This window comes from Nonomuraea sp. WAC 01424 (assembly GCF_003947315.1).
Lineage (GTDB): Bacteria > Actinomycetota > Actinomycetes > Streptosporangiales > Streptosporangiaceae > Nonomuraea > Nonomuraea spiralis.
Map to the genome: position 1 here is coordinate 300,765 of NZ_QHHZ01000004.1, position 12,277 is coordinate 313,041.

The following is a 12,277-nucleotide window of genomic DNA, read 5'->3' on the forward strand; positions in this document are numbered from 1 at the left end:
CGCGAGGACCTGAGCCGACGGCGGCCGGCTCAGAGCGTGATGCCCTTGATGATCTTCGCGAGCTCGGGCACGAGAGGCTGGCTGGCCATCACGGTGACGACGACGCCCTTGCGCTCGACCCAGCCCGCGTACCGCCCGTGGCCGAGCGCGCCGTCGCCCTCCTGGGTGAGCACCTGACGGCCGCCGATCTTCACGGTCTTGGTGTCCCCGGAGAACGTCCCGATGTCGAACGGCGCGTTCTTGAGTTGTGCCAGTGTGCTGGCCTTCGGCCAGCACACCACCCTGATCCACAGCGACCGGTGCCGGCGGTCCACGTCGTCGCGGTCGTCCATCCACTGGTAGCCGTACTCGGTGATGCCGTCGTGCTTGTTGACGACGACCTGTCCGTACGTGAAGCCCTTCGGGACGTGGCCGGCGCGGACTCCCTTGAGGGCGGCGGCGCCCCTCGGCGGCTTGTCGATCTTGCTGTCGGACGAGCGCTTCACCTCCGCCTTGGTGGGAACGGGACAGCCCGGTCGCGCCGCCGCCTGGGCGGGGAGTGACACGAGCGCCGCGGCGATCGGCAGTACGGACAGGGTGGCTAGCTTCTGAAGCTTGTTCACATTGGGGTTAGAGGTGACGGATGTGAAGAAAGTTCAGTATTTCTTGATCGCGATGTCGCTCCTGGAGAGGAGAGGTCCGTCAGACGTGCGTGGGCAGGCGGCCCTCGCCGGTCGTCATCTCAGGCCAGAACTCCCGGTAGCGGCCGGAGTGGAAGACCAGCGGCTCGCCTCCCGTCCGCTGGTAACACTCCACCGCCCCGACCACGATGTGATGGTCCCCGCCGTCGTGCACACGTTCCGTACGGCACACGAAGCTGGCCAGCGTCCCGGCGAGGATCGGCAGCGGCGTGCCGAGCAGCTCCACCCCGGCGAACTTGTCGGCCGCCGGCGTGGCGAAACGCCTGGACAGATGGCCCTGGTCGGCGGCGAGGACGTTGACGGCGAACCGTCCGGCCCGCAGGAAGAGCGGCGCGCTGGGCGCCCTGTTCGACAGGCACCACAACAGCAGCGGCGGATCCAGCGAGACCGAGGTGAAGGAGTTGACGGTCACCCCGGCCCGCTCCCCGGCGGCGGTCACCGTCGTGACCACCGCCACCCCGGTCGCGAACTGCCCGAAGGCGTCACGGAGCGATCTCACGCCGTCACCCTGCCGAGATAGGACGCGGCCCGGCCGGCGTCCATGAACCAGTCGGCGTAGTCGGCCGGGTCGTCGAAGCCGTTGACGAACCGGGAGGCGATCTCCGGGCACTGCCCGGCGGCCCCCAGCAGCGCCAGGTGGTGGGGTTCGGCGGGCGCCAGCAGAGCGTTGGTCCAGTTCGTGACGTGCTGGGCCTGCGTCCAGAACCGGTCGAAGGTCCGCCGCATCCAGTCCGCGTCGAACGGCTGCCCGTCCCGTTCCACGATGGCCCGCAGGTAGGTGGCGGCGCACTTGGCGGCGTTGTTGCTGCCCTGCCCGGTGATCGGGTCGTTGAGCACCACGACGTCGGCGACCCCGAGCACCGGCGCGCCCGAGGGCAGGACGGCCACAGGACGGCGGACCGTGGGGGCGAAGCGACCCGTCAGGACCGCGTTGGCGTCGGTGAGCTCGATCCCGGCGCAGCGCTCGGCCTCCCACGGGAAGAACGTCTCCAGGATCCGGCGGCTGCGGGCCAGGTGCTCGGCGGGGCCGCGCACGTCGCCCCAGCAGTCCATCGGGCCGTCCGGCACGCCCTCGAACACCATGATCTCGCAGGGGCCGGTGTGCGTGAGCGCGGGGAAGACGAAGTACTCGCCCACGCCGGGGAGCAGGTTGAAGCAGACCGCGGAATGATCGGGACGCGGGGCGAGGCCGTTGACGTAGGTGACCGCCAGCGCGCGCTGCGGGGTGGCGTACGGGGAGCGCGAGGGGTCCCGCTCGAAGAGCGAGGCGATCTGCCCCTTGCCCGCCGCGACCAGGACCAGGTCGTACCGGGCCGCGTAGCTCTCCAGGTCCTCGGGCGTGGCGTCGTGCAGGACGAGCTTGCCGCCGAGCCGTTCGAACTCGCCCAGCCACGCCGGCATCTTCAGCCGCTGGTCGACCGAGCGGGCCGGGACGTCCAGCCGCGCCGCCCAGTCGAGGGCCTTGCCGCCCTCCGGGCTCGGGACGGTGAGCGCGATGCCCTCGACGGGCGGGCAGACGCCGGCCCACCAGTCCAGGCCGAGCTCGCGTTCGTGGGCCTGCGCGGTGCCGAACATGGCCTGGCCGGACATCACCCGGCCGTCGCGGATGGACTCGGGGGTGCGATTGGAGACCACGGTGACGTCGTAGCCGTGCTGGAGCAGGCCGATGGCCAGGTGGAGACCGGCCTGGCCGGCGCCGACGATGAGGATGTCGCGCATGGGTGGTGTCCTTCGGGTGTCGTGTGGAGGATCGGATCGGCGCCTGACAAGAACGGTACGGGCGGCGCGTCCACCCGGGCCATCCGCTGAGCGCGGATCTCATCCGCCTGACGCGGGCCCTCCGCGCAACGTCTCCGACGGCGGCTGCCCGTACCTCTCGCGGTACTGCGCGGCGAAACGTCCCTGGTGCAGGAAACCCCAGCGGGCGGCCACCGTGGTCACCGTGGCCCTGGCGGGGTCGGCCGTTCTGAGCTCGTCGTGCACCCGCGCCAGCCGTACCCGCCTGAGGTGGGCCATCGGGGACATCCCGAGATGCGCGCGGAAACCCTCCTGGAGGGAACGGCTGCTGACGGCGACGGCGCCCGCGATGTCGGTGGTGCTCACCGGGAGGTGCGCGTGCCCTTCGATGAACTCCATCGCCCGTCGTACGACCTTCGGCAGCGCGGCCGGCCTGGGCGCCGTCAACCGTTCCAGGTAGTTGGACGGCTGCATGGTCAGCAGCAGGGTGATCAGGGCGTTCTCCAGGTGGGCGACGGCCAGCGGATGTCCGGCCAGCCCGTCGTCCCGTTCGGCCTCCCGGACGAGCAGGTCGGCCATGTCGCGCCAGGACCTGGTCCAGCCCGTCGTCAGGTCGATGCCCAGGTCGAAGACGACCGGACCGTCGAGCTGTTCGCCGAGCATCTGTTCCAGGGATCGTTCGATCGCGGAGCGCTCGAACTTGACCAGCAGCTGGGGGCACCCGGCGGCCCAGCGCATGTCGAGGTGGCGCGTCGGCGACGGCAGCGCGGCCAGGGACGGGCTGGAGACGATCTCCTTGTCCCCGGCCCGGATCAGGCTGCGCCCGGCGAGCGGAATCATCACCAGGAAGAACGTGTCCAGGTCGCCCGGTTCGATGTGCACGTCGGCCCCGTAGTCGAGGTAACTGACCCGGACCGAGCCGAGCTGCACGGAGTTGAACCGGGCCGACAGCAGGCCCGCGTCCCCGGCGAGGTCCAGCCGGTGCGGGCAGAACACCTTGGCGACCTCACCGCGGACCTCGTCGAGGTCGGAACTGGCGAAGACGGCACGGTTGCTGAGGAGCACACCAGATGATCGGCCGTCCCCGCTCCGGCGTTCCACGTAAAAGTACGCACAAACGCGCCGGGAACCAGGGTGCTCGCCTCAGGCGCGGTCATGGAGCGTGATCTGGTAGCCGTCGGGGTCGGCGAAGGTGAACGTCCGGCCGAAGGGGCCGTCGATCGGTGCGGAGACGATGGTGTGACCGTCGGCGACGAGAGCGTCATGGATGGCCTGGACGTCGGTGGCGTGGAGCCAGATCGCGGCACCGATGCCGGGCTGGGCAACGGATGCGAGATCGGTGCCGGGAAGGACGTCGCGCAGCGCGAAGGCGATCGGCTTCGTTTCGAAGACGACGGCGTGCGGAGGCCCGGCCGGCGAGCGGACGAGGCCGAGGTATCGCTCGTAGAACGCCTGCGAAGCGGCGAGGTCGCGTGCCTGCAGCGAGACGAAGTCGGGGCCGGTGACGGGCATGACGATGCTCCTTCTGTTCGTGTCAGTTTTCTGACACGGGTCAATGTATGTCAGAATACTGACATGAGTCAAAACGGTGCCGGCATCGACCTGGACAAATCGCTGGGCTACCTGCTGAAAGAGGCTTCGAGCGCCCTGCGTGCGGCCATGGAGGAGGTGCTGCGGCCACTCGGGATGACCGTGACTCACTACTCCTGCCTCGAACTGCTGGCCCAACGGCCCGGCCTGTCGAACTCCGAGCTCGCGCGCGGCGCGTTCGTGACACGGCAGTCGATGAACGTCCTGCTCCAGACCCTGGAACGAGACGGCTACGTGACCAGGCCCGCCGCGGCGCCCGTCGGGAAGGCCCTTCCCGCGCGGCTCACGCCTCGCGGCCGACGGAGCCTGGAGAAGGCGAGCGCGGCGGTCCGGTCCGTCGAGGTCAGAATGCTGGGCGGCATGACCGAGACCGAGCAGTCGGACGCGTTCCGGATCCTGCGGGGCATGATCCATTCGTTGCGCGACGGCGCATGACCACCGACTTCGAGCCGCTTCACCGGTGCTGCAGGGTTTCGACCAGCCAGTCGAACAGGGTCCGGTCCGTGAATCCCAGGTACTTCAAGCTCAGCGAGAAGAAGTTGGCATAGATGAAGCCGCCGAACGCGGACCACAAGAGGGCCCTGTATTCGCCTCTGGGAAGCCTGGCGAGCGCTTTCATGACAAACGTGACCGCTGTCGGGGCGCTCAGCACAAGAGTGAGCCAATTCAGAAATGTGGCCCAACCGGATCCCCGCAACGGGCCTGACGACAGAAGTGCCGTGACCACCGGGATGACGAGAAGCAGGCCGAGCAGGCTGTCCGAACAGCCGTCCCCTCCGCTCGCTCCGGACTTCACGCCTGAGCGTGACGTGTCGGTCGACGGTCCGGGTTGTTGCAACATGTGCTTGAGCTGGGCAGCACTGGACCGGGCCGCGACGTATGAGATCACCAGACCAGCCGCGCCGATCAGCACTTCGAGATCCATGACGTCATGCTCATTCAGCCTCTCGATCAAGGCAAGTGTCCACATCCGGCCGCGATCCGCATGGCCGGCGAGCCGTCCCCGAGGCCCCGTCGGGCGGCTGCGGCCGGTTGGCTCAGCTTGATGTGATGAGCTCGGCCCAGCGGTAGCGGTCAGAGGTGAGGTGCCAGTGAACGTAGCCCTGCAACTGGTGCAACAGGTGCGGCCGCTGCTCCGGGGTGCCCAGCTCGTGGATGTGGTTCATGCTTGCCACTGCCCGCCGGAAGGTCTCCTCGTAGACGTCCATCAACGGCATCCCGTTCTGGACGGCCTTGCGGTAGATGCGGTTCGTCGTGAACTGACCGCCCAAGATTTCTTTGTAGGAGGACATCACGTCGTTGATGTCAATGAAGAAGTTCCCCCAATGGCCCAGCGCGGCGCCCCAGTACGCGACGGTGTCGTCGAACCTGAGACAGGGATAGGCCACACTCATCGCCGTGGCGTAGTACTCGCCGAATCCGGACCGTACACGCACGTATTCGGTGTCGACGTCGTCGCGCGCGTCGCAGGCGTTGTAGGCCGACTCCAGGACGACCCCGAAAAGCGACTGGTGAAAGAACGTCTTGTACAGGCTCAGGAAATTCGCCGAGCAGAATCGGGAGAACTCGTTGAACATGTGCTCGGTGTAGACCGACTGCGGATGCAGGGCGGAGTCGAGGACGACCCTGGTGTGCCGAGGCTGGGTGACGCCCTTGAGCACGGCGGCCCGCAGCTCCCGGAACGCGGCCTCCGGACCCTGGTCGCAGTCGTCGTCGACGATCGTCGGCAACAGGATGCTGCGGCTGAGCGCGATCCCCAGGTCGGCTTCGTCCACCGGGATCATCAGCTGGCGGTAGGTGCACATGATCTCGACATAGGCCAGATCGCACGAGATCCCGAACTCCGCGAGTTCGGCTCGCAGGAACCGGGCCTCGGCCCGTACTCGGGCGGGGTCGGCGCTCGGGCGGTAGCCGTCGGTCAGCGCGGCGATCCGCCGCGGATACCCGGCCCGGACGAACTCCCGCCGGAACCGCGACAGGTCGTCGGGCGGCGGGGAACCGGCATTCGCGGACGAGCCGGTGTCCGGGGATGATCCGGCGTCCTGAAGGAGGTCGAGCCGGGCTGCGGAGGTGCCGAGACCGGTGGGCCTGGTCGGCACAACGGGGGATCCCACACCGGCTCCGTACCCGTCGGCCACCCTCAGTAATCGACAGCGCCGATACGGCGATCGTTGAGGGTGCTCATCGGCTGACGGTCTCGGCCGGGGGCCCTCCCGATATGGGGGCGGAGGCGAATCGGCGGGTCGAGACGTACGACAGCGGGAGTGCGAGGGGGGTGACCGTACGCGGCGATTCCCGCCAGGCGCGTTCGGCCTCGGCCGCCGGGCGGCCGAGCCGGGAGGTGGGCCGGCGGCACCACGCAGTGCAGACCCCACTCGACGCCTTGGGCATACTCTTGATGGCATCAAGAGTTGACGATATAAAGAGTCGGTGCATGAAGAGACGTCCGAGGACAAGTTCTTCCGTGAGCTCGGCGGCGTATGTGCCGATCTGCGCCAGGCGTTCGCCCGGCACGTGGGCATGAGCCCGCACCGAGTGCAGGTGCTCATCCGGCTGCGGCGTAACGGCGAGACCAGCCACAGCGACCTGCGCCAGGCGCTGGGCATCGACGGCGCGAGCGTCACCCGGCTGGTCAAGGAGTTCGAGGCCGAAGGGTTCGTCGGGCGGCGTCTCGACCCGGCTGACAACCGCTACACCCTGGCCGCCCTGACCCCCGAAGGTGAGCGGGTGGCGGCCGACCTGGAGCGATCGCATCAGGCGTACCAGGAGCGGCTGCTCGCCGGCGCCACCGCACAACAGCGAGAGGTCGTGCTGGACGTCCTACGGCGCGTCCGCGCGAACGTGACCGAACAGGAGAAACGATGACCGACGCAGTGCGGGCCGCCGCGCGGCGCATGTACATGGCGTTCAACGCCCGTGAGTACACCTCCATGGAGGAGATCTTCACGACGGACTTCTTCAGCCATCCCCTGGGAACCACCGGTCCCGAAAGCGTCACCCGGGCATGGCGACGGTTCCACGAGGCCTTCCCGGACGTTCAGGTCGTCGTCGAGGACATGGTCGTCGAGGGGAACACGGCCGCCGTCCGTACGAGCGTGCGGGGCGTCCCCGGCGGGCAGCCGCCGACCATGCTGGAGATCTTCCGGGTGCGTGACGGGCGGATCGCCGAACTGTGGGGCCTGTCCTCCCTGCGCCGCGACTCCTGAAACCGGCCCCCACCGACGAGGAGGCCGTCGCCATGGCGGCGGGCCTGCGCCTCGCGGCGACGCGGCGTCTCGCCGACGGCTTGGACACGACGATCCGGGCGCTCGCCAAGCTCGAACGGATCCTGCCGGCCGCACTTCGCGAACGGGCCAACGCACTGGCCACCACGGTACGACCGGCCGCGACCGGGCCCGGGCCCGGCGTGGTCCCGGCAGTACCACCGTCGCGAAATCGACGCTCGGGCCGTACCGTCCGAGTGCGACGGCACCGACCCCGTCAACTGCCGTCGGCAGGTCACATCCCGGCGTCGAACCGGCACGACCGACGATCACCTGCCACACGCGAGGTGATCGTTTCCGAGGGCGTCGGAGAGGACCTCACGTGTTCAGGGCCAGCGGTTCGCTCGGGAGGCGCCCGCTTCCGTTCAGGACGTCACTGAGCAGCTTGGGCAGGCCGGGTGGGAAGAAGGTCTCGCCGGGCTCAAGGCCGCCGCCGGGCAGGATCCAGAAGAACGCCGGCGCGGGATGACCGGGGACGACGATGACGCCGTCGTTCTGGACCCGAATCATGAGCAGCCGGTCATCGGGATCCAACAAGACGGTTCGAGCTCCTTGCCGTGTCCGCACCCGGGAAGCTCCTTTCTCGTTCGGTGCGTGGATGTCGGAGCAGGGCGGCGTCCGCCGTGGCGAGCGCTCGCCGACGGCAGCGGTCGGGAACGCCGACCATGCCCTCAACGTCCTAGTCGCCGTGGAGCCCGTCGGGGTCGCAGTAGTCGATCTGGTTCGTCGGCTTGAAGTTGGCCACGATGAGCTCGCGTTTGAACGCCCCGCCGCTCTCCATCTCCTCGGCGGAAGCCTCGTAGGTGAACTGCTGCATGGGGCGCAGCCGCTTGCCGCCGATGACCACCGGCCTGCGCACCTCGTAGATGGCGGGGAACGGACAGCAGTAGTAGCTGCCGAGCGACTTGCCCGCGGCGTTGACGGCGTACACGATGAGGCCGTCGCGGAAGGCGGCGTCGATCTGCGCCTGGATGCGAAGAGTGGCGGCCGGGTCGGGGTCGTACTCCCACATCTCCTTGATGGCCTGCCGGGCCTTGGGGTCGGCCTTCCAGAAGTCCCGCCGTTGCGGGTCGGTCAGGCACCAGGCGTCGAAGTCGCGGGCGTTCACGTTGAGAGATTCGTACGTCGTGGCGGACCTGGCGGCGGTGCCCTGGTAGGTGGCGATGTGCGTGGGCATCGCGATGAGCTGGCCCACGTGATAGTAGAGCTCCAACGATCGCTGGAGCCGCTGCTCGATCGCCTCGTGCAGGCTCGGCTGGGGATTGCCCTTGAGCAGCCCCTCGGCGTAGTCGGCGGCGGTGGCGGCCTCGGCCACGAGCTGGCGCAGACGTTGCAGGTCGGGCTGGTGGTCGTGGGTGTCCGCGATGCTCTGCTCGAACACGCCGAACGCCACCTCGGCGTGCTGGCGGATCGCGCGGGCGGCGGCCAGCATGCCGTGCAGATGAGGTAGCGGGCAAGGGTCCGCCTCGGCCCATTCGGGCAGGTCGGCGGGCAGTTGGAGCTCTGTCTCGACCAGATAGCGGGTGTTGCCGGCCGCCTGCCGGGCCCGCGACACCCAGCCTTCCACCTGGTCGAAGCAGGCGGCCACCTGCTGGCTGGTGACCGGCGGCACGTAGCCCGCGGTGCGCGGGTCGGCGGTGTAGTCGGCGTCGAGCAGTTGTTCGCCGATGGTCTGCAGCACGAACGCGTTCCAGGTGCACAGCAGCTGTCCGGAGGCCGCCTGCGGACCGTGCCAGAGGTTGACGCCTTCCTGGGCGAGGCGTAACCGGAGCTCTTCGGCATGCTCCAGCTCGGTGTAGACCAGGCCCCCCGCCCGCCGGTACGCCTCCAGCTCGTCCGCGCGTACCTCACCCTTGTACGCCGCGATCATCCGCGTCATCAACGTCGGCCGCTCCGGATCGTTCGCCATCATTTACGTCCCCGTCCTCTTCCCCGTGTCGGATGATGATCCGTACCCTAGACCGCCGCCCCCTCGCTGAGCCATATGCGGTGATTCTCCGTCGTGGTTCAACAGAAGGAGCGATGGCCGCACCTGAGGTCAGGTTGGGCAGGCGCGCGTCGGCACTGTGAGTAATCGTTCTATAACTGTGAGGCGTCTTCGAGGGTTGGGTGGAGAGGCGGACAGTATGGGTGACCCGCCCTCGCCAGACAGGAGAGCACCCATGTCATGTCGGCTGCGAGCAGTGTTGGGCTCGCTCATCATGCTGGCCGCGGTGCCGGCCGCCGCCTCCGCCGCACCCGCCGCCTCCGCCGCCTCCGCCGCCCGCGCGGACTTCACCGTGTTCTGCGCCTGGAGCGACTCGGCGCGGACGAACCCGGTCGAAGCGTACCGATTCGTTCCGGCTCCGGCTCAGACTCCGCGTCCGAGCGCCCGTACCCACTTCGCCGGCTACAACAACTGCACCGGCTCGGTGTCGTCGGGCACCGCGACCACCGGCCCCGTCACCGTGGACGCCTCCTGCGCCGAGCCGTTCCCGTTGGAGAGCATCGAGACCGTCACCTACACCTGGAACGACGGCCAGAGCAGCGTCGTCGACTACGTCCGCGTGATCACCACGCGCGAGGTCAGCGGGAACCTGGTCCGGTTCCGCCAGAAGAGCGTCGGCCTGGTCACCTCCGGCGCCGGACAGGGCAGGGAGGTCTTCCGCAACACCTTGTTCGACCCGGTCATCGACTGCGGCGCCGCCACCACCACCATGTTCGGCCGTACCGACCACTTCACCATCTGACCCGTCGAGGGCAGCGTGACCCGGGGCCGGTGGGTCCTCCAGGAGGAGGACAGGGCCGACCGGTCGGCCGCGGGGCCCGGCTCATGGGCGGAGGCGGGGGATCGACATCAGGCAGGAGTCGGCCGGACCGCCGCGTCACTAGCGTCGAGACATGCGATCTGATCTTGGCGTCTTCCTGAAGGCGGCTGCCAGCAGGCCCTCGGTGATCGGCGCGTTCGCGCCCACTTCGGAACTGCTGGCCGCGCAACTGGTCGAGGTGGTGCCGAAGCGCGGCGCGCCGACCGTGCTGGAACTGGGGCCGGGGACGGGGGTGATCAGCGGGCTGATCAGATCGCGGCTGCCGGCCCGGGCGCGGTTCGTGGCGGTGGAGACCGACCGTGCGATGGTCGACCATCTGGCGGTGACCCGCCCGTGGCTGGAGGTGTTGCACATGGACGCCGCCGACCTGGGGTCGCGCATCGGTGAGGGCGAGGTGGACGCCGTGGTGAGCGCCCTGCCGTGGACGCTCATCCCCGGGCCGGCCCAGGTACGCATCCTCGCGGCGGTCTCGCGTGTCCTGGCGCCCGGCGGCAGCTTCACCACGATCGCCTACCTGACCGGCACTCGTCTCGGGCCCGGCAGGCGGTTCCGCGGACGGCTGGGCGCCGCCTTCGACGAGGTGCTGACCACCAGAACCGTCTGGCGAAACCTGCCGCCCGCCCGTACGTATGTCTGCCGGCGCCCGATCGTGGACCCGGAACGGAAATGACACCGCGCAGCCGCAGGTGCTCCCAGGGAGGTGCGGCTGCGCGGGCGCTCCGGAGATCTTCTACGGAACGATCACAGCGGGGCGGTGAGGTCGTTCATCGAGGCCTTCTCGCCGTCGGCACGCCGGGCTCCTCGGGGGCCACGCGGGGGCGCGGAACCGGATTGGTACGCAGGTACTCGACCTCGGTGCGTACGCTCTCCAGCAGTTTGGCGGCGATGTCCTGGCTGAAGCCGTTGCGGATGACGAAGCGGATGACGGCGATGTGCTCCAGGTTGGGCGGCAGATAGTACGTCGGGGCCTGCCAGCCGTGCATCTTCAGCCGGTCGGCCAGGTCGAAGACGGTGAAACCGTCGTAACCGGGGGCGGTCCGTACGGCGAGCACCGGCAGTTCGGAGCCGTCGGCGATGATCGAGAGCTCGGGGAGCTTCGCGATCTCCTCCCCGAGGTAGGTCGCCACGTTCCGGCAGGTCTGCTGGACGGCCCGGTAGCCGTCGAAGCCGAGCCGCAGGAAGTTGTAGTACTGGGCGACGACCGGGGCGCCGGAACGGGAGAAGTTGAGCGTGAAGGTGTCCATGTTGCCGCCGAGCAGGTCGCAGGAGAGCACCAGGTCCTGCGGCAGGGCGTCCGGCTCCTGCCAGACGATCCAGCCGACGCCGGGGTAGACCAGGCCGAACTTGTGTCCCGAGGTGTTGATCGACTGCACGCGGGGGAGCCGGAAGTCCCACACCCTGTCGGGCTCCAGGAACGGGGTGATGAAGCCGCCCACGGCGGCGTCCACGTGCAGCGGTATCTTCAGGCCGCGTTCGGCCTCCAGCCGGTCGAGTTCGGCCGACATCTGCTCGATCGGATCGTACTTGCCGCACTGTGTGGAGCCGAGCACGCCGATGACCCCGATGGTGTTCTCGTCACAGAACTCGGCGAGCCGGTCGGCGGACAGGGTGTAGGCCGGTTCCTCGATCGGTATCCAGCGCGGCTCCACGTCCCAGTACTGACAGAACTTCGGCCAGCAGGTGTGGACGGCGGTGCCCATCACGAGGTTGGGCCTGTCGATGGACAGCCCCGCCGCTCTGCGCCGCTCACGCCACTGGAACTTCATCGCCAGCGCGCCGAGCATGGCCGCCTCGCTGGAGCCGCCCGTGGAACAGCCGACGCTGACGCCGTTGGGGTCGCCCCACAGATGGTCGAGCATGTTGACGCAGCGCGCCTCGATGTCGGCCGTCCGGGGGTACTGGTCGTGGTCGACGAGGTTGCGGTCGAGGGTCTCGGTGATGAGCTCGCGGGCCTGCGGCTCCATCCAGGTCGTGCAGAAGGTGGCCAGGTTGAGCCGGGCGTTGCCGTCGAGCAGGAGTTCGTCGCGGATGAGCGCCTGGGCGGCGCTGGGATTCATCGGACTGGTCGGCATCTTGAAACGAGGTACGCCGCCTTCCGGCACCAGCCCGTTGTACAGGGGATTGACGTCGAGCGCTTCCTGCCACCGGTCGGATTCGACTCGTCTGAGCATGAGTTTCCCCCCTCGATGAACTTGGGTCA

Annotated in this window: 15 protein-coding genes; 5 read left to right on the plus strand and 10 right to left on the minus strand. The window is 68.8% G+C overall.

Going from position 1 to position 12,277, the window contains the following annotated elements; all coding sequences use genetic code 11:
• Positions 1 to 29 precede the first annotated feature (29 nt).
• The 5 genes from DMB42_RS13635 to DMB42_RS13655 form a co-directional block, all read right to left on the minus strand.
• Positions 30 to 602, minus strand: a complete 573-nt coding sequence (locus DMB42_RS13635) for a hypothetical protein (RefSeq protein WP_125634356.1) — start codon at positions 600 to 602, stop codon at positions 30 to 32.
• A 79-nt stretch (positions 603 to 681) separates the two neighbouring features.
• Positions 682 to 1,179, minus strand: a complete 498-nt coding sequence (locus DMB42_RS13640; protein WP_125634357.1) for a flavin reductase family protein — start codon at positions 1,177 to 1,179, stop codon at positions 682 to 684.
• On the minus strand, positions 1,176 to 2,399 hold the full coding sequence (locus DMB42_RS13645; protein ID WP_125634359.1) for a styrene monooxygenase/indole monooxygenase family protein: 1,224 nt from the start codon (positions 2,397 to 2,399) through the stop codon (positions 1,176 to 1,178). Before DMB42_RS13645 ends, DMB42_RS13640 begins: the two co-directional genes overlap by 4 nt.
• A 99-nt stretch (positions 2,400 to 2,498) precedes the next feature.
• Positions 2,499 to 3,482 carry an AraC family transcriptional regulator gene (locus DMB42_RS13650; RefSeq protein WP_125634361.1) on the minus strand — a complete coding sequence of 328 codons (984 nt, stop codon included), beginning with the start codon at positions 3,480 to 3,482 and terminating at the stop codon, positions 2,499 to 2,501.
• A 78-nt stretch (positions 3,483 to 3,560) separates the two neighbouring features.
• Positions 3,561 to 3,929, minus strand: coding sequence for a VOC family protein (locus tag DMB42_RS13655; RefSeq protein ID WP_125634363.1), 369 nt, complete (start codon positions 3,927 to 3,929; stop codon positions 3,561 to 3,563).
• A gap of 63 nt (positions 3,930 to 3,992) precedes the next feature.
• On the opposite strand from DMB42_RS13655, the gene DMB42_RS13660 reads away from it, so the two are divergent.
• Positions 3,993 to 4,442, plus strand: coding sequence for a MarR family winged helix-turn-helix transcriptional regulator (locus DMB42_RS13660; protein WP_125634365.1), 450 nt, complete (start codon positions 3,993 to 3,995; stop codon positions 4,440 to 4,442).
• A gap of 19 nt (positions 4,443 to 4,461) precedes the next feature.
• On the opposite strand, the gene DMB42_RS13665 is transcribed toward DMB42_RS13660, so the two are convergent.
• Together DMB42_RS13665 and DMB42_RS13670 are read right to left on the minus strand one after the other, a co-directional pair.
• Positions 4,462 to 4,932, minus strand: coding sequence for a hypothetical protein (locus DMB42_RS13665; RefSeq protein WP_125634367.1), 471 nt, complete (start codon positions 4,930 to 4,932; stop codon positions 4,462 to 4,464).
• 112 nt (positions 4,933 to 5,044) lie between these two features.
• Positions 5,045 to 6,121, minus strand: a complete 1,077-nt coding sequence (locus DMB42_RS13670; protein ID WP_185844641.1) for a hypothetical protein — start codon at positions 6,119 to 6,121, stop codon at positions 5,045 to 5,047.
• A gap of 316 nt (positions 6,122 to 6,437) precedes the next feature.
• Between DMB42_RS13670 and DMB42_RS13675 the strand changes: the two genes are divergently transcribed.
• Together DMB42_RS13675 and DMB42_RS13680 are read left to right on the plus strand one after the other, a co-directional pair.
• Complete coding sequence (locus DMB42_RS13675; protein ID WP_221762131.1) at positions 6,438 to 6,872, plus strand: MarR family winged helix-turn-helix transcriptional regulator; 435 nt, start codon at positions 6,438 to 6,440, stop codon at positions 6,870 to 6,872.
• Positions 6,869 to 7,213, plus strand: coding sequence for a nuclear transport factor 2 family protein (locus tag DMB42_RS13680; protein ID WP_125634372.1), 345 nt, complete (start codon positions 6,869 to 6,871; stop codon positions 7,211 to 7,213). The genes DMB42_RS13675 and DMB42_RS13680 overlap by 4 nt, the downstream gene beginning before the upstream one ends.
• A 375-nt stretch (positions 7,214 to 7,588) precedes the next feature.
• On the opposite strand, the gene DMB42_RS13685 is transcribed toward DMB42_RS13680, so the two are convergent.
• Both DMB42_RS13685 and DMB42_RS13690 read right to left on the minus strand, forming a co-directional pair.
• Positions 7,589 to 7,807: a hypothetical protein gene (locus tag DMB42_RS13685; protein WP_125634374.1), complete on the minus strand. Its 219-nt coding sequence runs from the start codon at positions 7,805 to 7,807 to the stop codon at positions 7,589 to 7,591.
• Positions 7,808 to 7,949: 142 nt separating this feature from the next.
• Positions 7,950 to 9,182, minus strand: coding sequence for a hypothetical protein (locus DMB42_RS13690; protein WP_125634376.1), 1,233 nt, complete (start codon positions 9,180 to 9,182; stop codon positions 7,950 to 7,952).
• 271 nt (positions 9,183 to 9,453) lie between these two features.
• On the opposite strand from DMB42_RS13690, the gene DMB42_RS13695 reads away from it, so the two are divergent.
• The gene (locus DMB42_RS13695; RefSeq protein WP_125634378.1) at positions 9,454 to 9,999 is read left to right on the plus strand and encodes a hypothetical protein; all 546 of its coding nucleotides are present in this window, start codon (positions 9,454 to 9,456) and stop codon (positions 9,997 to 9,999) included.
• A gap of 151 nt (positions 10,000 to 10,150) precedes the next feature.
• The gene (locus tag DMB42_RS13700) at positions 10,151 to 10,747 is read left to right on the plus strand and encodes a class I SAM-dependent methyltransferase (protein ID WP_125634380.1); all 597 of its coding nucleotides are present in this window, start codon (positions 10,151 to 10,153) and stop codon (positions 10,745 to 10,747) included.
• Between the two features lie 94 nt (positions 10,748 to 10,841).
• Here DMB42_RS13700 and DMB42_RS13705 read toward each other — a convergent pair whose 3' ends face one another.
• Positions 10,842 to 12,248 carry a glutamate decarboxylase gene (locus DMB42_RS13705; protein ID WP_125634382.1) on the minus strand — a complete coding sequence of 469 codons (1,407 nt, stop codon included), beginning with the start codon at positions 12,246 to 12,248 and terminating at the stop codon, positions 10,842 to 10,844.
• Between the last annotated feature and the right edge of the window lie 29 nt (positions 12,249 to 12,277).